This window comes from Vallicoccus soli, assembly GCF_003594885.1.
In the GTDB taxonomy this organism is placed as follows: Bacteria; Actinomycetota; Actinomycetes; order Motilibacterales; family Motilibacteraceae; genus Vallicoccus; species Vallicoccus soli.
Genome location: NZ_QZEZ01000001.1, coordinates 488,607 through 509,533, shown reverse-complemented (window position 1 = coordinate 509,533; position 20,927 = coordinate 488,607). Strand labels below are relative to the sequence as shown.

Genomic DNA, 20,927 nt, shown 5'->3' with positions numbered 1-20,927 from the left:
GGTCGCCGGCGGGCTAGACGTGCCCGTCGAACAGGCTCGTCACCGAGCCGTCGTCGAACACCTGCCGGATGGCGCGGGCGATGAGGGGCGCGATGGGCAGGACGGTCAGCCCGTCGAAGCGGCGCGACTCGTCGATGGGCAGCGAGTCGGTGACGACGACCTCGCTGACCCGCGAGTTCTTGAGCCGGTCCACGGCCGGGCCGGAGAGCACCCCGTGCGTGGCCGCGACGACGACGTCGGCGGCGCCGTTGTCGAAGAGCGCGTCGGCCGCCTTGGTGATGGTGCCGGCGGTGTCGATCATGTCGTCGATGAGGACGCACACCCGGTCGCGCACCTCGCCGACGACCTTGCCGACGGTCGCCTGGTTCGGCACCAGCGGGTCGCGCGTCTTGTGGATGAAGGCCAGCGGGGTGCCGCCGAGGGTGTCGGACCAGCGCTCGGCGACCCGCACCCGCCCGGAGTCCGGCGACACCACGGTGATGCGGCTGCGGTCCACCCGGCGCCCGACGTGCGCGGCGAGCAGGGGCAGCGCGAAGAGGTGGTCGACCGGGCCGTCGAAGAAGCCCTGGATCTGCGCGGTGTGCAGGTCGACCGCCATGAGCCGGTCGGCGCCCGCGGTCTTGAGCAGGTCGGCCATGAGCCGCGCGGAGATGGGCTCGCGCCCGCGGTGCTTCTTGTCCTGCCGCGCGTAGCCGTAGAACGGCGTGACCACGGTGATCCGCTTGGCCGAGGCGCGCTTGAGCGCGTCGACCATGATCAGCTGCTCCATGATCCACTGGTTGAGCGGCGCGGTGTGGCTCTGGATGACGAAGGCGTCGCAGCCGCGCACCGACTCCTCGAACCGCACGAAGATCTCGCCGTTGGCGAAGTCGTACGCGGACGTCGGCGTCAGCTCGATGCCCAGCTCGTCCGCCACCGCCTCGGCCAGCTCCGGGTGGGCCCGGCCGGAGAAGAGCATGAGCTTCTTCTCGCCGGTGGTCTTGATGAAGGTCACGCCTGCTCCTCGCCCGCTGTGCCGACCTGCTCCTGGCCCCCCGGCTCCCGGCCCCCCGGCTCCCGGCCCCCCGGCTCCCGGGCCCCCTGCTCCCGGGCCCGCCGCGCGGCCTCGGCCGCGGGGCTGCCCGCGCGGCGGCGCTCGACCCACCCCTCCACGTTGCGCTGGCGCCCCCGCGCCACCGCCATGGCCCCCGGGGGCACGTCCTGGGTCACGACCGAGCCCGCCGCCGTGTACGCCCCGTCACCGACGACGAGCGGAGCCACGAGCATCGTGTCGCTGCCGACCCGCACGTGGTCGCCCACGACCGTCCGGTGCTTCGCGACCCCGTCGTAGTTGACGAACACCGTGGCAGCGCCGATGTTGGCGCCCTCGCCGATCTGCGCGTCGCCCACGTAGGACAGGTGCGGCACCTTGGACCCGGCGCCGATGGTCGAGCCCTTGACCTCGACGTACGTGCCGACCTTCGCGCCCGCCCCGAGCACGGCCCCGGGCCGCAGGTACGCGAACGGCCCCACCGCGGCGCCCTCGCCGACGACGGCGCCCTCGCAGTGCGAGCGCACGACCTGCGCGCCGGGCCCGACCCGGGTGCCGCGCAGCGTGGTGTCGGGGCCGACGACCGCGCCCTCGCCGACGACGGTGCCCGCGAGCAGCTGCACCTGGGGGCGCAGCACCGCGTCGCGCCCGACGGTGACGTCGACGTCCACCCAGGTCGTCCCCGGGTCCTCGACGGTGACGCCGGCGCGCATCCACGCCTCGACCACGCGGCGGTTGAGCTCGCGGCGGACCCGCGCCAGCTGCACGCGGTCGTTGACGCCCTCGGTCTGCCAGGTGTCCGCGGTGCGCAGCGCGTCGACCCGGCCCCCTGCCGCGCGCGCGAGGGCGAGAACGTCGGTGAGGTAGAGCTCGCCCTGCGCGTTGTCCGTCGTCAGGCGCGCGAGCCCGTCGCGCAGCGCCGCGGCGGTGAAGGCGTAGATGCCGGAGTTGACCTCGTAGACGGTGCGCTGCTCGGGCGTGGCGTCCTTCTCCTCCACGATCCCGGCGACCGTGCCGTCGACGGCGCGCAGGACGCGGCCGTACCCGGTGGGGTCGTCGAGCAGGGCGGTGAGGACGGTCACGGCGTTGCCGTCGCGCTCGTGCGCCTCGACGAGGGCCCGCAGCGTCGTCCCCGACAGCAGCGGCACGTCGCCGTACGTCACCACGACGGTGCCGGTCAGCGGCGGGAGGGCCTCGAGGCCGCACGCGACCGCGTGCCCGGTGCCGAGCTGGCGGTCCTGGACGGCCGTCACGACGCCGGGGTCGGCCTCGGCGAGGTGGGCCCGCACGGCGTCGCGGCCGTGGCCCACGACGACGACGAGGTGCTCGGGCTGCAGGGCCCGCGCCGCCGCCACCGCGTGCCCGACCAGGGTGCGCCCGCAGAGCGGGTGCAGGACCTTGGGGAGCGAGGAGCGCATGCGCGTGCCCTCGCCGGCGGCGAGGACGACGACGGCAGCCGGACGGGCGGGTTCCACGCGGGGGGGCTCCTCGGCGTCGTCGAGTCGCGGACGGCGTCGAGGATAGCCCCCGGAGCAGGGCCCCCCGCCGCCCGCGGCCCCTGCTCCCGCGGCAGGAATCGAACCTGCGTCGCTAGTCTCGGTTCAAAGCCGAGCGGGCCCTACCAGCAGACCAACGCGGGACCGGTGCGCGCAGGACGAGCCTAGGGCAGGGGGACCGCGTGAGCAGCGTGGGCGGCGCGGGCGCAGGGCCCGAGGCCCCGAGGGTGCGCATGTCCGGCAAGCAGCGGCGCGAGCAGCTCGTCGGGGTCGGCCGCGCGCTCTTCGCCGAGCGCGGCGTCGACGCCACGTCCGTCGAGGAGATCGCCGGGCGGGCCGGGGTGTCCAAGCCCGTCGTGTACGAGCACTTCGGCGGCAAGGAGGGGCTGTACGCGGTCGTCGTCGACCGCGAGATGCAGCAGCTGCTCGGGGGCATCACCGAGGCGCTGCGCGGCGCCGAGGAGCCGCGCGCGGTGCTCGAGGCGGCCGCGCTCGCGCTGCTGGACTACATCGAGACCTCGACCGACGGCTTCCGCATCCTCGTGCGGGACTCGCCCTTCGCCCAGTCGACCGGGTCGTTCGCGACCCTCATCAGCGACGCCGCGAGCCAGGTCGAGCACCTGCTCGCCGCGCAGTTCAGCGCCCGGGGCTTCGCGCCCGAGCACGCCCCGCTCTACGCGCAGATGCTCGTCGGGATGGTGGCGCTCACCGGGCAGTGGTGGCTCGACGAGCGCCGCCCCGGCAAGGAGGAGGTGGCCGCGCACCTGGTCAACCTCGCCTGGAACGGGCTCACGCGCCTGGAGCACCAGCCCCGGCTGCGCTCGCGCCCCGCGCCGGCGCCCGCGCCCGTGCCGGACCGGCGGGCCGCCGGGCGGGCCCGCGGGCACAGCCCCGACCAGCCCCCGGAGCAGCCCCCCGGGCAGCCGGCCGCGGGTTAGCATCGACGTTCCCGCGCGCCCGGCGCGGACCGGCGGCGCGAGGGGGACGGGTGCTCGACGTCCTGCACGACGTGGTCGTCCCGGTGCGCCAGCACCAGGACACGATCGTCGCCGTGGCGGTGCTGCTCGGCCTCGTCGCGAGCGGCGCCCTCGCCGCCAGCCGGCGCGTCCCCGAGGCCGTCGGCTCCCTGCTCGTCCTGTCCCTGGTGTGGGTGCGCGTCAACGGCCCGCTCGAGGGGCCCGTCCTGCTCGCCGTCGCGACCGGCAACGGGCTCACCGCCGCCGACCTCGTCTCCGTGGCCAGCACCACGCTCGGGCTGCTGCTCCTGCACGAGCGCTACGGCCCCGCCGCGCGCCGCGCGCGGCACCGCCGGCGGGGCCGGCGCGCGCCCCGCGGGCCCGCGGGCCCGGGTCCCGCCCCGCGCGGTGACGGCGCCGAGCGGTCTCTCGACGTCGAGAGTCTCGACGCGCGCACCTAGACTGCGCGCCGTGCAGGACCGGGGCGGGCAGGACGAGGTCGACCGGCTGGTGGGCGCCTGGGTCCGCGAGCGGCCCGACCTCGACGTCAGCCCCCTCGAGGTGCTCAGCCGCGTGACGCGCCTGGCCCGGCACCTCGACCGCGCCCGCGGGGCCGCCTTCGCCGCGCACGGCCTCGAGGTGTGGGAGTTCGACGTCCTCTCGGCCCTGCGGCGGGCGGGGGCGCCGTACGTCCTGTCCCCCGGCCAGCTGCTCACGCGCACGCTCGTGACGAGCGGCACCATGACCAACCGGGTGGACCGCCTCGCCGCCCGCGGCCTCGTCGAGCGCGCGCGCGACCCGCACGACCGGCGGGGCGTGCAGGTGCGCCTCACCGACGAGGGCCGCGCCCGGGTCGACGCGGCGATGGCCGACCTGCTCGCCCGCGAGCACGAGCTGCTCGCCGCGCTCACCCCGCGGCGGCGCCGCGAGCTCGCCGACATGCTCCGGGTGCTCGTGGTCCCGTTCGACAACGAGCCCTAGCCCCGCCACCGAGCGTCAGCCGGCGACCTCGGCGGCCGCGAGCCACTCCTCCTCGAGCGCCTCGCGCTCGGCGGCCAGCGCGCGCAGCTGCGCGTCGAGGCCCGCCACCCGCTCGTAGTCCGTGGCCGCGGCGGCGATCTGCTCGTGCAGGCGCGCCTCCTCCGCGGCGATGCGGTCGAGGCGCCGCTCCACCCGGGAGAGGTCCTTGCGCGCCTGGCGCACGTCCTGGGCGCTGGGCCCGACGGGCCCGTCCTGCGGCGCGGCCGCGGCCGGCCCGCCGCCCGCGCCGGCCCCGGGGCGCGACGCCGCGCCGGCCGCCTCCTCGCGGCGCGCGAGGTACTCCTCCACCCCGCCCACGAGGTCGCGCAGCCGGCCGTCGCCGAGCAGCGCCACGGTGGTGTCGCAGGTGCGCTCGAGGAAGTAGCGGTCGTGCGAGACGACGAGCAGGGTGCCCGCCCAGCCGTCGAGCAGGTCCTCGAGCGCGGTGAGCGTCTCGATGTCGAGGTCGTTCGTGGGCTCGTCGAGGACGAGCACGTTCGGCTCGTCCATGAGCAGGCGCAGCAGCTGCAGGCGCCGCCGCTCCCCGCCGGAGAGGTCGCCGACGGGCGTCCACTGCTTGTCGCCGGTGAAGCCGAAGCGCTCGCACAGCTGCGACGCGGTCATGGTGCGCCCGCCGCCGAGCTCCATGACCCGCTTGACCTGCTCCACCGCCTCGAGCACGCGCAGCGCCGGCGGCAGCTCGCTCACCTGCTGCGAGAGGTACGCCGCCTTGACCGTCACGCCCGTGACGACCCGGCCCTCGGCCGGCGGCAGCAGGCCGAGCAGCATGCGCAGCAGCGAGGTCTTGCCGGCGCCGTTGACGCCGACCACGCCGATGCGCTGGCCCGGGCCGACGTCCCACGTCAGCCGGGCCAGCAGGTCGCGCCCGCCGACGCGCAGGGTGGCGTCGTGGACCTCGTACACGGTGCGCCCGAGGCGGGCGGAGGCGAAGCGGACCAGCTCGACGCTGTCGCGCGCGGGCGGCTCGTCGGCGATGAGGGCGTTGGCCGCGTCGATGCGGAAGCGCGGCTTGGACGTGCGCGCGGGCGGGCCGCGGCGCAGCCAGGCCAGCTCCTTGCGCAGGAGGTTCTGCCGCCGCTGCTCGTCGGCGGCGGCGACGCGCTCGCGCTCGGCCCGGGCCAGGACGTACGCGGAGTAGCCGCCCTCGTAGGCGTGCACCCGCCCGTCGGCGACCTCCCACGTGGTGTCGCAGACCTCGTCGAGGAACCACCGGTCGTGCGTGACGACGACGAGGCCGCCGCGGCGGGCCCGGACGTGCCGCGCCAGCCAGGCGATGCCCTCGACGTCGAGGTGGTTCGTCGGCTCGTCGAGGACGAGCAGGTCGTGCTCGCCGACGAGAAGCCGCGCGAGCGCGACCCGGCGGCGCTCGCCGCCGGAGAGGTGGCGCACCGGGCTGTCCATGCCGTGCGGCAGCCCGGGCAGGTCGAGCCCGCCGAACAGGCCGACGAGGACGTCGCGCACCCGCGGGTCGCCGGCCCACTCGTGGGCCGCGGCGCCGCCGACGACCACGTCGCGCACCGTCGCGTCGGCCGGGAGGTCGTCGTGCTGCGCGAGGACGCCGAGGGCGAGGTCGCCGGCGTGGGTGACCCGCCCGGCGTCCGGCGGCTCGAGCCCCGTCATCACCTCGAGCAGCGTGGTCTTGCCGCCGCCGTTGCGGCCGACGACGCCGGTGCGCTGCCCCTCGGCCACGCCGAGGGAGACGCCGTCGAGGAGGGTGCGGGTGCCCCAGGTCTTGCTGACGGCCTCGAGGTTGACGAGGTTGCGGGTCACTGGCCGCGGCCCTCCCGCGCGCCGCCCTCGACGACCCGCGCGCCGGCCACCGGGCCGTGGGCGCGGCGGACGGCGCGGCAGGTGCCGCTGTCCAGCAGCGCCCCGGCGAGCTCGTCGGCCGCCTCGGCGTCCGCGGCGAGGAACGCGCACGTCGGCCCCGAGCCGCTCACCACACCGCCGAGCGCGCCGCCGTCCTCGCCGGCCTGCAGGGTGGCGTGCAGGCCGGGCGCCAGGGAGGCGGCCGCGGGCTGCAGGTCGTTCTCGAGCGCCCGCGCGAGCGCCACCGGGTCGCCGGCGCGCAGCGCCGCCATGAGCCGCTCGCTCGGGCGCGGCTCGGGCAGCACCCGCCCGGCGCGCAGCCGGTCGGCCTCGGCGTACACCGCCGGGGTGGACAGCCCCTCCTCGGCCAGGGCGAGCACCCACTCGAAGTGCCCGCGGGCGAGCGCGGGCGTCAGCCGCTCGCCGCGGCCGAGGCCGACCGCGGTGCCCCCGACGAGCGCGAACGGCACGTCGCTGCCGAGCTCGGCCGCCAGCTCGAGCAGCTCGGCCCGCTCGAGCCCGGCCCCCCAGAGCGCGTCCGCGGCGAGCAGCGCACCGGCGGCGTCGGCGCTGCCGCCGGCCATGCCGCCCGCGGCCGGGATGCCCTTGCGCAGGTGCACGAGGACGTCCGCCTCGCGCCCGAGGCGCCCGGCGAGCAGGAGCACCGCGCGGGCGGCGAGGTTGGTCTCGTCCGCGGGGACCCCCGCCGCCTCCTCGCCCTCGACGACGACGCGCAGCGCGTCGGACGGCGCGACGGTGACGTCGTCGTGCAGCGACACGGCGTGGAAGACCGAGACGAGCTCGTGGTAGCCGTCGGGGCGGGCCGCGCCCACGGCGAGCTGGAGGTTGACCTTCGCGGGCACGCGCACCGTCACGGACCCGTCGCGCACCATCCCGCCACCCTAGGCCCGCGCCGGCGGGGGCGCGGGCGCGGGGCGCGCGGCGGCCACCCGGGCCAGCTCGGCGACGCCCAGCGCCTCGCCGCGCGCCGCCGGGTCGACGCCCGCCGCGCGCAGCGCGGCCTCCGCGGCCTCGGCCGAGCCCGCCCAGCCCGCGAGCGCCGCGCGCAGGGTCTTGCGCCGCTGCGCGAACGCCGCGTCGACGACCGCGAAGACCTCCTCGCGGGTGGCGCTCGTCGCCGGGGGGTCGTGCCGCTCGAGGCGGACCAGCCCCGACTCGACCCTCGGCACGGGCCAGAAGACGGTGCGCCCCACCGCGCCGGCGCGGGTCACCCGGCCGTACCAGGCGGCCTTGACCGAGGGGACGCCGTACGTGCGCGACCCCGGCTCGGCGGCCAGCCGCTCGGCGACCTCCGCCTGCACCATGACCAGGACCGTGCGCAGCGACGGCAGGCGCTCGAGCAGGGTGAGCAGGACCGGCACCGCGACGTTGTACGGCAGGTTGGCGACCAGCGCCGTCGGCGGCGGGGCGCCGTCCGGCGCGACGTCCTCGGCGCGGACCCGCAGCGCGTCCGCCGCCACCACCCGCAGGTGCCCGGCCAGCGCGGGCGCGCGCTCCGCGACGGTGCCCGGCAGCGCCGCGGCGAGCACCGGGTCGACCTCCACCGCCACGACCGAGCGCGCCGCCTCGAGCAGCGCGAGCGTCAGCGAGCCGAGCCCCGGGCCGACCTCGAGGACGACGTCGCCGGGGCCCACGCCGGCCGCGCGCACGATCCGGCGCACCGTGTTGGCGTCGTGGACGAAGTTCTGCCCGAGCTGCTTGGTCGGGCGCGTGCCGAGGCGCTCGGCGAGTGCGCGCACCTCGGCGGGCCCCAGCAGGGCGGCACGCGGCCGGGCCGGCAGCCCCTCGGCTGCCGGCCCGGCCGGGTCGTGCTCGTCGCGCTGGTGCCCCTGCTCGCTCAGAGCCGCGACCCGCAGACGGGCCACTGGCCGGGGCCCGCGGCGTCGTAGAGCATCTGGGCGCGCATCGTCTGCTCGGCGGGCGAGGCCTGCGACGGCAGGCCCGAGCCGCCCACCGACCGCCAGGTGGAGACCGAGAACTGGTAGAGGCCGTGGTACAGGCCGTTCGACGACACGATGTCCGGATCGCCGCCGGACTCGCACGCGGCCAGCGCGGCCCAGTCCAGGCCACCGCTCGACGGCGGGGTGTAGTCCTCGTCCGAGCCGCCGGAGGAGCCCGAGCCCCCCGAGCCGCTCGAGCCCTCGTCGTCGTCCGAGCCGGACGACCCGCCGGAGCCGCTCGAGGCGGGCTCGGGCTCCGGCTCGGGCGCCGGGCGCTCCTTGGTGCCGACGAGGACGACGCGGTCGACCGGCGCGCTCACCCGGTCCTGCAGGCGGGCGCGGTCGCGGACCTCGCCGTCGACGAGCAGCTCGCGCAGCACGACGACGCGCTCGCCGTCGCGGCCCTCGCTCTCGACCCGGGTCTCGCCCTCGTAGAGCTCGTCGGTCTCGCGGCGGTCGGTGCCGGCGTCGAGCTCGAAGCGCTCGACCACCTTGCGCAGCGCGACCCGCTCGACGGTGATGGTGGTGCCGGCCACCGGCGCGGTGCCCAGCGCCGGCGTCACGCGGTCGTGCTCGCCGAGGCGGACCCCCGCGTCGCGCAGCACGTGCGCGACCGTGGGGCGGTTGGTCGTGAAGGGGCGCTCGCGGCCGTCGGCGAGGACGTTGACCCGCTTGGACGTGCGCAGCTGCAGCGCCAGGCCCTCCCGGTTGATCGCCGCGTCGCGGGACACCGACACGAAGGCGCCCTCGGCGCGCACGCCGAGCTGGTCGAGCGCCTCGTCGACGTCGTCGGCCGTGGTCCACAGCCGCTTCTGCTCGCCGTCGACGGTGAGGGTGAGGAGGCGGCCGTACCGGACGCTGACGCGCTGGCCGTCCTTGAGGTCGCTGCCCGGGGCCGGGGAGACGACGTCGTGCGGGCCGACCTCGATGCCCTCGCGGTCGAGGACGCCCTCGACGGTCCGCGCGAAGCTGCGGACCTCGCGCTCCTGGCCGTCGACGCTGAGGGTGACGGTCTTGTCGAGCGTGACGAAGGCGGTCGTGCCCCCGACGAGGGTGGTGAGGACGGCCGCCTGGAAGGCGAGCACGGCAGGACGACGGCGCACGGTGCTCCTGTGCTGGGAGGTCCCGGGCACGGGGGCCGGGCGGCGCGCGCCGTCGGACCGCGCTCTGCGCGGCCTGCGGGCGACGAGCAGCCCGGGGCCTTCCCCGACCCCGGCTTGCTTCGGTGGCGGTCCTGGTGGCGCGGCGTCGCAGCGTCTGCTGGCGCGGCGCTCCGTCGGGACCGACCAGGGGACCGTACGCACTCCGGCGGCGCCCCACCAAGGGCCGGGGAGCGCCCGCCGCCATCCTTTGCCGTCCCTTGGCGGTGTCGTGGGCATCCCTCGCCGCGGTGACGGAGAGTGACGCGCTTCCGGCGTGAGCGGGCTCACACCGCTCGTCACCAGGCGCCGAAGGCACGCTCCGTGTTCGCGGCGAGCGCCGAGCAGACCTCGGCCAGGTCGCGCCCCAGGCCCGCCGCCAGCGCCCGCACGGTGAGCGGCACGAGGTACGAGGCGTTGGGCCGGCCCCGGTAGGGCATCGGCGCGAGGTAGGGCGCGTCGGTCTCGACGAGCACCCGCTCCAGCGGCGTGACCGCGAGCGCGTCCCGCAGCGGCTGGGCGTTCTTGAACGTCACCGTGCCGGCGAAGGACAGGTAGTAGCCCCGCTCCGCGCAGTGCCGGGCCATGGCCGCGTCGCCGGAGAAGCAGTGGAAGACGACCCGCTCGGGCGCCCCCTCCTCCTCGAGCACCCGCAGCACGTCGTCGTGGGCGTCGCGGTCGTGGATCTGCAGCGCCTTGCCGTGCCGCTTGGCCATGGCGATGTGCGCGCGGAACGAGGCCTCCTGCGCCGCCCGCCCCTCCGGGCCGGTGCGGAACGCGTCGAGCCCGGTCTCGCCCACCGCGCGCACCCGCGGGTGCGCGGCCAGGGCGTCGACCTCGGCGAGCGCCTCGTCGAGCTCGCCGCGGGCGGCCAGCAGCGGCGCCTCGTTGGGGTGCAGCGCGACGGCGGCCACGACCGCCTCGTGCTCCTCCGCGCAGCGCACCGCCCAGCGGGCGCCGGGCCGGTCGCAGCCCACCTGCACCACCCGGGGCACCCCGACCGCCGCGGACGCCGCGAGGGCCTCCTCGACGGGCCACCAGGCGTCGCCCGGGCCGTCGGCGATGTCGAGGTGGCAGTGGGTGTCCACGACGGGGAGCGGCAGCGGCTCCGGCGCCGGTGGGCGGCTCAGGTCGCGGGTGCGCCCCTCGCCCGAGCGGCGCCGCGTGGGGCCCGCGCCGGCGGGCTCAGCCACCCTCGCCCTCCAGCCGGGCCAGCTCCTCGTCGACGACGGAGGCGTCGAGCTTGCGGAAGACGGGCGTCGGCGGGGCGACGGGGGTGCCGGGCACGAGCGGGACGGGACCCCAGCCGGACCCCGGGCCCTCGTCGAGCATGAGCACCGGGTAGTGCTCCGGGCCGTCGAGGTCCTGCACCTCGCGGATGCTCGAGCCCGGCGTGACCACGCTGCCCTCGCCGCGCAGCATGGCCGCGACCCGGCCCGCGGTGTGCGGCAGGAACGGCGCGAGCAGGCGGTTGCAGTCGTCGACCGCCTGCGCGGCGACGTGCAGCACCGCGTCGCGGCGCACCGGGTCCTCCTTGAGCTTCCACGGCGCCTGCTGCGACAGGTACGTGTTGACCTCGCCGACGACCCGCATCGCCTCCTGCACGGCCGCCTTCTGCCGGTGGCGCCCGATGAGGTCGCCCACGCTGCCGAAGCCGGCGCCCGTCGTGGCGAGGAGCGCGCGGTCGGCGTCGGTGAGCTCCCCGCGGGCCGGGACCGCGCCCACGTTCTTCGCGATCATCGAGGCGGTGCGGTTGACGAGGTTGCCCCAGCCCGCGACGAGCTCGTCGTTGTTGCGCCGGACGAACTCCGACCAGGTGAAGTCGGTGTCCTGCGTCTCCGGCCCGGCCACCGCGATGAAGTAGCGCAGCGCGTCGGCGTCGTAGCGCGCGAGGAAGTCGCGCACGTAGATGACGACCTGGCGGGACGAGGAGAACTTGCGCCCCTCCATGGTGAGGAACTCGCTGGACACGACCTCGGTGGGCAGCTGCAGCTCGCCCAGCGGCCCCGGGGTGCCGCCCCTGGCGCCGCGGCCGTCGTAGCCGAGCAGCTCCGCCGGCCAGATCTGGGAGTGGAACGTGATGTTGTCCTTGCCCATGAAGTAGTACGACTGCGCCTCGGGGTCGGTCCACCACGCCTTCCAGGCGTCGGGGTCGCCGGTGCGCCGCGCCCACTCCACCGACGCCGACAGGTAGCCGATGACGGCGTCGAACCAGACGTACAGCCGCTTGGACGGGTTCTCCTCCCAGCCGGGCAGCGGGACCGGCACGCCCCAGTCGATGTCGCGGGTCATCGCCCGCGGGCGCAGGTCCTCGAGGAGGTTGAGCGAGAACTTCAGGACGTTGGGCCGCCAGTCGGTGCGCGTCTGCAGCCAGGACCCCAGGGCGTCGGCGAGCGCCGGCAGGTCGAGGAAGAAGTGCTCGGTCTCGACGAACCGGGGCTCCTCGCCGTTGATCCGGCTGCGCGGGCGGATGAGGTCGGTCGGGTCGAGCTGGTTGCCGCAGTTGTCGCACTGGTCGCCGCGGGCGCCGTCGTAGCCGCAGATCGGGCAGGTGCCCTCGATGAACCGGTCGGGCAGGGTGCGCCCGGTCGACGGCGAGATCGCGCCCTTGGTGGTGCGCTCGACCATGTAGCCGTTGCGGTGCAGGGTCCGGAAGACCTCCTGCGCCACGGCGTAGTGGTTGCGGGTCGTGGTCCGCGTGAAGAGGTCGTACGACAGCCCGAGCGAGTGCAGGTCCTCGACGATGACCCGGTTGTAGCGGTCCGCGAGCTCGCGCGGCGCCACGCCCTCCTGCTCGGCCTGCACGAGGATCGGGGTGCCGTGCTCGTCCGTCCCGCTCACCATGAGGACGTCGTGGCCCGCCATGCGCATGTAGCGGCTGAAGACGTCGGAGGGGACGCCGAAGCCGGACACGTGCCCGATGTGGCGCGGGCCGTTGGCGTAGGGCCAGGCGACCGCGGTGAGGATGTGGCGGGTCATGGCCCCCGATCCTAGGGAGCGCCGGCGCGGGCCCCGTCCGCCGCCTTGGCGGCGACCACGGCGTCGAACACCGCGCGCTTGGGCACGCCCGCCTCGGCGGCGACCGCGGCGATCGCCTCCTTGCGCCGCTCGCCGGCGCCCTCGCGCACGGCGACCCGGCGGGCCAGCTCCCCGGGGTCGCTCTCGGGCGGCGCCGGCGGCGCCCCCTCCACGACGAGCGTGACCTCGCCGCGCACGCCCTGCGCGGCCCAGGCGGCGAGCTCGCCGAGCGGGCCGCGCACGACCTCCTCGTACGTCTTGGTCAGCTCACGGCACACGGCGGCCCGCCGGTCCGCCCCGAACGCCCCCGCCAGCGCCTCGAGCGCCGCCTGCGTGCGGTGGGGCGCCTCGAAGAGCACGAGCGTGCGCGGCTCGGCGGCGAGCTCGGCGAGGCGCCGGGCGCGCTCGCCGCCCTTGCGCGGCAGGAAGCCCTCGAAGCAGAACCGGTCGACGGGCAGCCCGCTCACGGCGAGCGCCGTGAGCACCGCCGACGGTCCCGGCGCGGACGTCACCGGCACCCCCGCCTCGACCGCCGCGGCGACCAGCCGGTAGCCGGGGTCGGACACGCTGGGCATGCCGGCGTCGGTGACGAGCAGGACCCGCTCCCCGGCCCGCAGCGCCTCGACGAGCGAGGCGGTGCGCGCGGCCTCGTTCTGCTCGAAGTAGGAGACGACCCGCCCGCGCGGCTCCACCCCGAGCGCCGCGCACAGCCGGCGCAGCCGGCGGGTGTCCTCCGCGGCCACGACGTCGGCGCGCTCGAGCTCGCGCCGCAGCCGCGGGGACGCGTCGTCGGGGTCGCCGAGGGGGGTCCCCGCGAGGACGAGGACGCCGCCGGCCGCTCCGCTCACGCCCCGACCCTACGGGCCGTGGGAGAGTGGAGCGCGTGCCGTCGACCTCCCTCGAGCCGCCGGCGGCGCCCACGGCGCCGGCCGCGCCGGACGCCCGGCCCGCCCGCCCCGCCCGGGTCCGGCGCGGCGCGCGCGACCGGCTGCTGACGCCCCTGCCCGCCGAGCGCCCCTGGTCGTGGCTGGGCCCGCTGCTCGTGGCGGCGGTCGCCGGCGGCATCCGCTCCTGGCGGCTCGGCACCCCGGGCGAGCTCGTCTTCGACGAGGTCTACTACGCCGACCAGGCGCGCGACCTGCTGCGCCACGGCACCGAGGTCACCGACGCGGGCGCCCCGGAGTTCGTCGTGCACCCGCCGCTCGGCAAGTGGCTCATCGGGCTCGGCGAGCAGGTGCTCGGCTACGACCCCGTCGGCTGGCGGGTCGTCGTGGCGCTCCTGGGCACCCTCTCGGTCCTCGTCCTCGCCCGCGCCGGGCGGCGCCTCCTCCGCTCGACCCTGCTGGGGTGCACCGCGGGGCTGCTGCTCGCGGTGGACGGCCTGCACGTGGTGCACAGCCGCACCGCGCTGCTCGACGTCATCCTCGGCACCTTCGTGCTCTGCGCGTTCGCCTGCCTGCTCGTCGACCGCGACCGGGTGCGCGAGCGGCTGGCGGCGGCGCTGCCCCTCGACGCCGCGCGGTACGGCCCCCCGCTGGGCCTGCGCCCGTGGCGCCTGGCTGCCGGGGTCCTGCTCGGCGCCGCCTGCGCGACGAAGTGGAGCGGCCTCTTCTTCCTCGCGGCCTTCGGGCTGCTGACGGTGCTGTGGGACGTGGGCGCCCGCCGCGCCGCGGGCGTGCGCCGCCCCTGGGGCGGGGCGCTCCTGCGCGACGCCGCCCCGGCCGCGGCCTCGCTCGTGCTGACCTCCGCCGTCCTCTACGTCACCTCCTGGGCGGGCTGGTTCGCCGCCGGGCCCGACCGGGCGTACGGGCGGGACTGGGCGGCCGGGCAGCCGGGCTCCTGGCTGCCCGCGAGCGTCCGCTCCTGGCTGCACCTGCAGGCGCAGATGCTGCAGGTCAACCAGGACCTCTCGACCCCGCACCCGTACGAGTCGAACCCCTGGGGCTGGCTCGTCCTGGCGCGCCCGGTGTCCTTCTACTACGAGACGCCCGAGCCGGGCACGCCGGGCTGCGGCGACGCCGACAGCTGCTCGCAGGCGGTGACGGGGCTGGGGACGCCGGCGCTGTGGTGGGCGGCGGTCGCCGCCCTCGCCGTGCTCCTCGTGCTCTGGGCGGGGGCGCGGGACTGGCGGGCCGGCGCCGTGCTGTGCGGGGTCGCGGCGGGCTGGCTGCCGTGGTTCGCGTACCAGGACCGGACGATCTACTCGTTCTACGCGGTGGCCTTCGTGCCGTTCCTCGTGCTCGCCGTGGTCCTCGTGCTGGGGATGGTGGTCGGGCCGCCGGGCGCGCCGCCGCGGCGGCGCCGCTGGGGGCTCGCCCTCGCGGGGGCGTACGTGCTGCTCGTCGTCGTCGACTTCGCCTGGCTCTACCCCGTGCTCACCGCCGAGGTCGTGCCGTACGGCTCCTGGTACGACCGGATGTGGCTGCGCAGCTGGATCTGAGGGGCGCGGGCTGGGCCGTCCGGGCGCACGCCCCCCGTCCGGCCCCGTCCCCGCCGGGCCACCCGGCCCCGGCCGGACGGGGCGGTGCCGTGACGCTGCGTACTACCGCGGGGCGACCTCCCGGACATCCCCGCCGGACCGGTCGCGCGCTGCCTACCGTCGGTGGCACCGGTGGTCGGACGCCTGCGGAGGACGCGCTCCGCGACACCCCCGGTGAGCAGGGGGTCGCATGAACTCGCTCCGCCGCGCCGCAGGCGCAGCCCTCGCCGGGCTGCTCCTGCCGCTGACCGCCGTCGCCGCTCCCGCGGCGACCGCCGGCCCGGCCGCCGCCGCGCAGCCGGTCCCGGCGCACGGGGCCCGGCTCGTGCCGGACAAGCCCCGCGCGGACACCCCGCGCATCCTCGACGGCGAGATCTGGGACATCGAGGTCGTGCCCCGGCTCGACCGGGCGTTCGTCGCCGGGTCGTTCACCCGGGTCCAGGACACCCGGGGCACGACGACCGTGCTCAACCAGGCCGGGCTGCTCAGCTTCGACCTGTCGACGGGGCTGCTCGACCGCGGGTTCCGGCCGACCTTCGACGGGGCGGTGAGCGCCGTGGAGGCCACGCCCGACGGCACCGGGCTCTTCGTGGCCGGCTCCTTCGGCAGGGTCGGGGGCGTCCAGCGGCAGAAGGTCGCCCGCCTCGACCTCGCCACGGGCGCGCCCGTCGCGGCCTTCGACACCAGCCGCAGCACCAACAACCAGGCGACCGCGCTGGCGGCGACGGACACCACGCTGTACGTCGGCGGGCGCTTCACCCGGGTCAACGGGGCGGCGCGCACCGGGCTGGCCGCGCTGAGCACGGCGACCGGGGCGGTCGACCCCGGGTTCGACAACTCGATCTCCGGCGGCACCGGCGTCGGGGGCACCCTCACGGTGCAGCAGCTCGAGCTCACGCACGACGACCGGCGGCTCGTCGTCGTGCACACCGGCCGCCAGGTCGCCGGGCAGGACCGGCTGGCCGTGGCGATGGTCGACACCGCGACCAAGCGGCTGCTGCCCTGGCGCACCCGGCTGTGGGACGAGAACCTCGCCCGCGTCGGCGGCGTGGTGCGGGCGTACGCCGCGGACGTGGCGCCCGACGACACGTACTTCGTCGTGGCGAGCGGGTCGGGCGGCGACACCCCGCCGGTCAACGACACCGTCGTGGCGTACCCGCTGGAGGGCGGCGACGACGTCCGGCCGCTGTGGGTGCACCGGGCCTTCGACAGCATCTACTCGGTCGCCGTGAGCGAGTCCGCGGTGTACCTCGGCGGGCACTTCAGCTGGAACGAGTCCCCCACCGCGGACGTGCCGTGGCCGGGCCTGGACGACGTCGGGTACGGCACCGGCCAGGGCCTGTCCGGCTACGGCCTCGGCGACCAGGTGGTCCGCCGGGACCACATCGGCGCGCTGGACCCGCGCACGGGCACGGCGCTGGAGTGGAACCCGGGCTCGACGAGCTTCGAGGGCAACAAGGCCATGGAGGTCACGCCGCGCGGGCTCCTCGTCGGCGGCGACGGGATGTTCCAGGGCGGGGTCCGCACCGGGCGGGTCGCCGTCTACGACTTCGCGACGGTGCCGGCGCCGGCGCTGCCCGACACGACGATCGCGGCACCCCTCGAGGGGCGGGTGCTCACCGCCGGGACGCCGACGACGCTCACCGGCACCGCGACGGTGGCCGCCGGCCGCACCGTGCGCGAGGTCCAGGTCGAGGTCCAGGACCGGGACACCAAGCAGTTCCTCCAGGACGACCTCGTGACCTGGGGCGCGGCCAACACGCTGCCCGCGGTCCTCGGCGCGGGCACGACGAGCCGGCCGTGGTCGCTGCCGCTGACCCTGACCGGCAACCACGCGCTGCAGGTGACGGCGAAGGCGGTGGACAGCCGCGGCTCGGCCGACAGGACCAAGGCGGTGAAGAAGGCCGAGTCCTTCAGCTTCGACGACCAGACGCCGGCGACGTCCGTCACCGGCCCGAGCGGCGTGCAGACCACGACGACCCTGACCCTCACCGGGACCGCGACCGACGACCGCGGGGTCACCGCGCTGACGTACTGGTTCCGCGACGCCCAGGGCCGCTACCTGCAGCCCGACGGCAGCCTCAGCGAGGTCTACAGCACCTTCCGCGGCCAGCCCGACGTGGTCGGCGCGACGAGCGCGACGTGGTCGTACGAGGTCACGCTGCCGCACGAGGGCGTGTGGCGGGCCAGCGCCACCGCCATCGACACCGCGGGCCAGGCGGACCTGCGCAGCGCCACCCGCGACATCACCGTCGACGCCACGGCGGTCGCCCCCGTGGTGGCCGTCGAGGAGCCCGTCGCGATGGTGCCGCCGTTCACGGTGCCCGCCGTCGCGGTGCAGCCCGGCGCACCCCTGCGCCTCGCCGGCACCGCGACCGACGACACGCGGGTCCGCTCGGTCGAGGTCAGCCTGCGCAACAGCACCACCGGCGAGGTCCTCGCCGCCGACGGCAGCTGGGGCACCGGTCTCGTCGCGGGGTGGCACCGGGTCTCGCCGGCCGACGTGGCCGCGGTCAGCTACCGCTGGGCCTGGACGACGCCCGCGCTCTCGCCGGGGACCTACTCCTTCGCCGTGCGGGCCACCGACGACGAGGGGCTCGTCACCGCGACCGCCGGGCAGGGCCGGCTGACGCTCAGCGCGACCGTGCCCGGGGACGCCCCGCCGGACGGCCTGCTGGCGGTGACCGGCACGCAGGTGCCCGCCGGCCCGCACCTCGACCTGGCCGGCACGGCGAGCGACGACAAGGGCGTCGCGGCGGTGCAGGTCCGCGTGCTCGACGACGACACCGGGCGCTACCTCAAGGCCGACGGCTCGTTCTCCTCCGGCGCCGCGTCCGTGCCGGCCGTCCTCGCCGCGCCCGGCGCGACGAGCACCGCGTGGAGCCTGCCGGTCGACCTGCCGGGGGCCGGCGACTACCGGGTCACGGTGCTCGCGGTCGACACGGCCGGGCAGCAGGACCCCTCGGGGGCCACCGCGACCTACCGGTACTACCCCGGCGACCTGCCGCCGACGTTCGAGGCGGCCCTGGGCGCCCCCGTCGACGGGGCGGTCTTCGACGACGGGCGCGTGGTCGTCACCGGGCGGGCCGTGGACGACGTGAGCGTCGCGCGGGTCGAGGTGGGCCTCGTCGACGCGGCCGGGCGCTGGATGTCCTCGACCGGCACCTTCACGAGCACCGCGGCCAGCTGGCGCTCGGCCTTCCTCACGAGCCCCGGCAGCCAGGGGTCCAACTACTCCTGGACGAGCCCGGTGGTGCCGGTCGGCACGTACAGCGTGCAGGTCCGCGCCACCGACGGGCACGGCTTCGTCAGCGAGCCTCGCGCGGCCACCGGCATCGTCGTGCGCCAGCCGGCGAACCAGCCGCCGGTCGCCCGCGCCACCGCGAGCTGCGCGCAGAACGTCTGCTCGTTCGACGCCCGCTCGTCCACCGACGAGGACGTGGCCGGGCTGACCTACGCGTGGTCCTTCGGCACCACGAGCGGCCCGGTCGTCGGGGGCACGGGGCCGGTCCCCGTCAAGACGTACGCGACCCCGGGCACCTTCACCGCCACCCTGACCGTCACCGACCGGTGGCGGGCGACCTCGACGACGAGCCTGCAGGTGGCGGTCGCGGAGCCGGCGGGCAACACCGCGCCGGTGCCGACCTTCACCACCGGCTGCCTCGCCCTGTCGTGCAGCGTGAGCAGCACGGGCACGAGGGACCCCGACGCGGGGGACGTCGTGGCGTACCGCTGGGACTGGGGCGACGGCACCGCCGCGAGCACCGGCGCCACCCCGTCGGCGCACCGCTACGCCCGCACCGGCACGTACGTCGTCACGCTCACCGCCACCGACGGCTGGGGGCGCGCCGCGTCGACCACCCGCACGGTGGTGCTCGCCGAGCCGGCCACCAACGCACCGCCCGTCCCCACCTTCACCGCGACGTGCACCGGGCTCGTGTGCCGGTTCGACGCGGCCGGCACGGTCGACCCGCAGGGCGACGCGGTGGCGTACGCCTGGGCCTGGGGCAACGGCACGTCCACCAGCGGCGGCGCGACGCAGACGAGGACCTACGCGGCGGCGGGGACGTACACGGTGGTGCTCACCGCCACCGACGCCTGGGGCCGCTCCGCGACCACCTCGCGGCAGGTGACCGCCGGCTGAGCCCGCCCCCGACCGCGGCCCCCGCCCACTCCCCACCGGGCGGGGGTCGCGCCGCGCGCGCCCGGCCGGCTCCCCCGCCCGGCCCGGCCGCCGCACGGCGAAGGGCCCCGGTGACCAGGTCACCGGGGCCCTTCGGGTGGTGTGGAGCTGAGGGGACTCGAACCCCTGACCCCCTCGTTGCGAACGAGGTGCGCTACCAGCTGCGCTACAGCCCCAGACGAGGAAGAACCCTAGCACGCGCGGGGGCGCCCCCCGCGCCGGCCCCGGGGTCCCCCGGCCCGGCCGCCGGGCTACTCGCCGGCGGCGCGCCGGCGCTCGGCCGGCACCTCGCGACCGGCCTCGCTGCGCAGGTCGATCGAGCGCGTGGCGCCGGCGTGGCTGACGACGAAGCCCTGCACCTGCGTCCAGGCGCCGTCGCCGGACAGGTCGATCGACCGGGCGGTGAGCACGGCCTTGGGCTTGGTGACGTACGTCGGCAGGGTGATCGGCAGGGGCTCCCAGGAGCCGTCGTCGAGCGGCGCGGCGTCCTCGGCGGGCGCGGCCTGCGCCGGCACGGGCGCGGGGTCCCGCGCCTCCCGGGCCCCACCGGCCCCGGCGCCCCCCTGCACCGCGGGGGCCTGCTGCTCGGCCGGCGCAGCGCCGGCCCCGGCGACCTCGACCGGCCGGACGTCCTCGGCGACCTCGACCGGCCGGACGGGCTCGGCGACCTCGACCGGCCGGACGGGCTCGGCGGCCCCGCCGGGCCCGGCGGCGGCCGGGGCGGCGAGCGCCGCGCGGGAGCGGACGGCGGCCCGGCGCAGGGCGACGAGGTAGAGGGCGGGCAGCGCGAGGGGCGCGAGCCCGGCGGCGGGCGGCAGCGCGCCGAGCCCGGCGAGGGCGAGCGCCACGACGGGCAGGGCGAGGAGCAGCAGCAGGCAGCGCCGGCGGCGGGCGGCCATGCGCCGGCGCGCGGCCGCCTCGCGCCGCGAGAGCCGGGGTCGACGCTCGGATACCGCTTGCTCAGCGGCGTCGGGCGCAGCGGGCGCGGCCTCTGCCGGGCCCTCGCTCGCCGACTCGGAGGCGGCGCGGGTCGCGGGGCGCACGACGCGCGGGGCGGTCGGCGCGGCGGTGCCCTCGGCGTCCTCGAGCGCCGTGCGGCGCATGAGCTTGGGGACGAGGTAGGCGGCCCAGAGCCCGACGATGACGACGTAGATCAAGCTGCTGGTCCCCACGGGCACGAACGCTAACGGCGGCGTGACCTGCGTACACGCACCGTCGCGGGCGTGTCGTGGGCGGGCTCGTCAGCGGGCCGCGCGCCAGCGCGCGAGCAGGCCCCCGGGGACCTCCTCGGCGCACAGGGCGAACGTGCGGTGGTCGCGCCAGGCGCCGTCGATGTGCAGGTACGCCCGGCGCAGCCCCTCGTCGCGGAAGCCGAGCTTCTCCACCACCCGCAGGCTCGCGCGGTTCTCCGGGCGGATGTTCACCTCGACGCGGTGCAGGCCGTGCGCGAAGCAGTGGTCGGTGACGAGCGCGAGGGCGGTCGGCACGATGCCGCGCCCGGCCACCGCGCTGTCCACCCAGTAGCCCACGTGCGCCGAGCACAGCGAGCCCCACGTGATGCCCGAGACGGTGACCTGCCCGACGAGGCGGCGGTCGTACGTGATGACGAACGGCATCATCCGCCCGTCGCGCGCCTCGCGGAGCATGAAGCGGACCATGCCGCCGAAGGTCGTCTCCGGTGCGGCCCCCTGCGGCGGCGTCGCCTCCCACGGGGCGAGCCAGTCGGCGTTGCGCCGGCGCACCTCGCGCCACTCGGCGGCGTCGCGGCGGTGCACCGGGCGGAGCCCGACGCCGTCCGCCGACAGGGTCACCGGC

The 20,927-nt window shown here is 77.1% G+C and carries 16 protein-coding genes and 2 tRNA genes; 5 read left to right on the top strand and 13 right to left on the bottom strand.

Annotation, left to right across the window (positions count from 1 at the left end):
• Positions 1-13: 13 nt before the first annotated feature.
• From D5H78_RS02500 to D5H78_RS02490, 3 genes are all read right to left on the bottom strand, one after another.
• Positions 14-994 carry a ribose-phosphate diphosphokinase gene (locus tag D5H78_RS02500; protein ID WP_119948786.1) on the bottom strand — a complete coding sequence of 327 codons (981 nt, stop codon included), beginning with the start codon at positions 992-994 and terminating at the stop codon, positions 14-16.
• The gene (gene glmU / locus D5H78_RS02495; RefSeq protein ID WP_425472908.1) at positions 991-2,448 is read right to left on the bottom strand and encodes a bifunctional UDP-N-acetylglucosamine diphosphorylase/glucosamine-1-phosphate N-acetyltransferase GlmU; all 1,458 of its coding nucleotides are present in this window, start codon (positions 2,446-2,448) and stop codon (positions 991-993) included. The genes D5H78_RS02500 and glmU overlap by 4 nt, the downstream gene beginning before the upstream one ends.
• Positions 2,449-2,591: 143 nt before the next feature.
• Positions 2,592-2,670: transfer RNA gene (locus tag D5H78_RS02490), tRNA-Gln, on the bottom strand.
• A gap of 89 nt (positions 2,671-2,759) precedes the next feature.
• On the opposite strand from D5H78_RS02490, the gene D5H78_RS02485 reads away from it, so the two are divergent.
• Genes D5H78_RS02485 through D5H78_RS02475 form a run of 3 tightly spaced genes read left to right on the top strand, consistent with a single transcriptional unit; the run spans position 2,760 to position 4,463 of the window.
• Positions 2,760-3,464: a TetR/AcrR family transcriptional regulator gene (locus D5H78_RS02485; protein ID WP_119949304.1), complete on the top strand. Its 705-nt coding sequence runs from the start codon at positions 2,760-2,762 to the stop codon at positions 3,462-3,464.
• Between the two features lie 50 nt (positions 3,465-3,514).
• Positions 3,515-3,943, top strand: coding sequence for a hypothetical protein (locus tag D5H78_RS02480; protein WP_119948784.1), 429 nt, complete (start codon positions 3,515-3,517; stop codon positions 3,941-3,943).
• 10 nt (positions 3,944-3,953) lie between these two features.
• Positions 3,954-4,463: a MarR family winged helix-turn-helix transcriptional regulator gene (locus D5H78_RS02475; protein WP_119948783.1), complete on the top strand. Its 510-nt coding sequence runs from the start codon at positions 3,954-3,956 to the stop codon at positions 4,461-4,463.
• A gap of 15 nt (positions 4,464-4,478) precedes the next feature.
• Here D5H78_RS02475 and D5H78_RS02470 read toward each other — a convergent pair whose 3' ends face one another.
• The 7 genes from D5H78_RS02470 to rsmI form a co-directional block, all read right to left on the bottom strand.
• The gene (locus tag D5H78_RS02470) at positions 4,479-6,293 is read right to left on the bottom strand and encodes an ABC-F family ATP-binding cassette domain-containing protein (protein ID WP_119948782.1); all 1,815 of its coding nucleotides are present in this window, start codon (positions 6,291-6,293) and stop codon (positions 4,479-4,481) included.
• A complete protein-coding gene (locus D5H78_RS02465) occupies positions 6,290-7,225 on the bottom strand; it encodes a 4-(cytidine 5'-diphospho)-2-C-methyl-D-erythritol kinase (RefSeq protein ID WP_119948781.1) in 936 nt (311 codons plus the stop codon). Before D5H78_RS02465 ends, D5H78_RS02470 begins: the two co-directional genes overlap by 4 nt.
• Before the next feature lie 9 nt (positions 7,226-7,234).
• Positions 7,235-8,134, bottom strand: coding sequence for a 16S rRNA (adenine(1518)-N(6)/adenine(1519)-N(6))-dimethyltransferase RsmA (rsmA, locus tag D5H78_RS02460; RefSeq protein WP_119949303.1), 900 nt, complete (start codon positions 8,132-8,134; stop codon positions 7,235-7,237).
• A gap of 56 nt (positions 8,135-8,190) precedes the next feature.
• Positions 8,191-9,396, bottom strand: coding sequence for a resuscitation-promoting factor (locus tag D5H78_RS02455; protein ID WP_165865564.1), 1,206 nt, complete (start codon positions 9,394-9,396; stop codon positions 8,191-8,193).
• Between the two features lie 335 nt (positions 9,397-9,731).
• Positions 9,732-10,562, bottom strand: a complete 831-nt coding sequence (locus tag D5H78_RS02450) for a TatD family hydrolase (RefSeq protein WP_342782408.1) — start codon at positions 10,560-10,562, stop codon at positions 9,732-9,734.
• 55 nt (positions 10,563-10,617) lie between these two features.
• A complete protein-coding gene (metG, locus tag D5H78_RS02445) occupies positions 10,618-12,411 on the bottom strand; it encodes a methionine--tRNA ligase (protein WP_119948778.1) in 1,794 nt (597 codons plus the stop codon).
• Positions 12,412-12,422: 11 nt separating this feature from the next.
• Positions 12,423-13,298: a 16S rRNA (cytidine(1402)-2'-O)-methyltransferase gene (gene rsmI / locus D5H78_RS02440; protein ID WP_119948777.1), complete on the bottom strand. Its 876-nt coding sequence runs from the start codon at positions 13,296-13,298 to the stop codon at positions 12,423-12,425.
• A gap of 26 nt (positions 13,299-13,324) precedes the next feature.
• Here rsmI and D5H78_RS02435 point away from each other — a divergent pair, with 26 nt between their 5' ends.
• Together D5H78_RS02435 and D5H78_RS02430 are read left to right on the top strand one after the other, a co-directional pair.
• Positions 13,325-14,890, top strand: coding sequence for a dolichyl-phosphate-mannose--protein mannosyltransferase (locus tag D5H78_RS02435; protein WP_119948776.1), 1,566 nt, complete (start codon positions 13,325-13,327; stop codon positions 14,888-14,890).
• Between the two features lie 229 nt (positions 14,891-15,119).
• Positions 15,120-19,073 (top strand): PKD domain-containing protein, encoded by a 3,954-nt coding sequence (locus tag D5H78_RS02430; RefSeq protein ID WP_119948775.1) that lies wholly within the window; start codon positions 15,120-15,122, stop codon positions 19,071-19,073.
• Between the two features lie 142 nt (positions 19,074-19,215).
• Here D5H78_RS02430 and D5H78_RS02425 read toward each other — a convergent pair.
• From D5H78_RS02425 to D5H78_RS02415, 3 genes are all read right to left on the bottom strand, one after another.
• A tRNA-Ala gene (locus D5H78_RS02425) sits at positions 19,216-19,288 on the bottom strand.
• A gap of 75 nt (positions 19,289-19,363) precedes the next feature.
• Positions 19,364-20,284 carry a hypothetical protein gene (locus D5H78_RS02420; RefSeq protein WP_119948774.1) on the bottom strand — a complete coding sequence of 307 codons (921 nt, stop codon included), beginning with the start codon at positions 20,282-20,284 and terminating at the stop codon, positions 19,364-19,366.
• A 69-nt stretch (positions 20,285-20,353) separates the two neighbouring features.
• Positions 20,354-20,923, bottom strand: coding sequence for a GNAT family N-acetyltransferase (locus D5H78_RS02415; RefSeq protein WP_119948773.1), 570 nt, complete (start codon positions 20,921-20,923; stop codon positions 20,354-20,356).
• Between the last annotated feature and the right edge of the window lie 4 nt (positions 20,924-20,927).

Excerpts from the sequence above, each read along its gene's own strand:
- glmU (WP_425472908.1), bottom strand. The coding sequence starts at position 2,448 with ATGCGCTCCTCGCTCCCCAAGGTCCTGCACCCGCTCTGCGGGCGCACC.
- D5H78_RS02430 (WP_119948775.1), top strand. The coding sequence starts at position 15,120 with ATGAACTCGCTCCGCCGCGCCGCAGGCGCAGCCCTCGCCGGGCTGCTC.
- D5H78_RS02465 (WP_119948781.1), bottom strand. The coding sequence starts at position 7,225 with ATGGTGCGCGACGGGTCCGTGACGGTGCGCGTGCCCGCGAAGGTCAAC.
- metG (WP_119948778.1), bottom strand. The coding sequence starts at position 12,411 with ATGACCCGCCACATCCTCACCGCGGTCGCCTGGCCCTACGCCAACGGC.
- D5H78_RS02485 (WP_119949304.1), top strand. The coding sequence starts at position 2,760 with ATGTCCGGCAAGCAGCGGCGCGAGCAGCTCGTCGGGGTCGGCCGCGCG.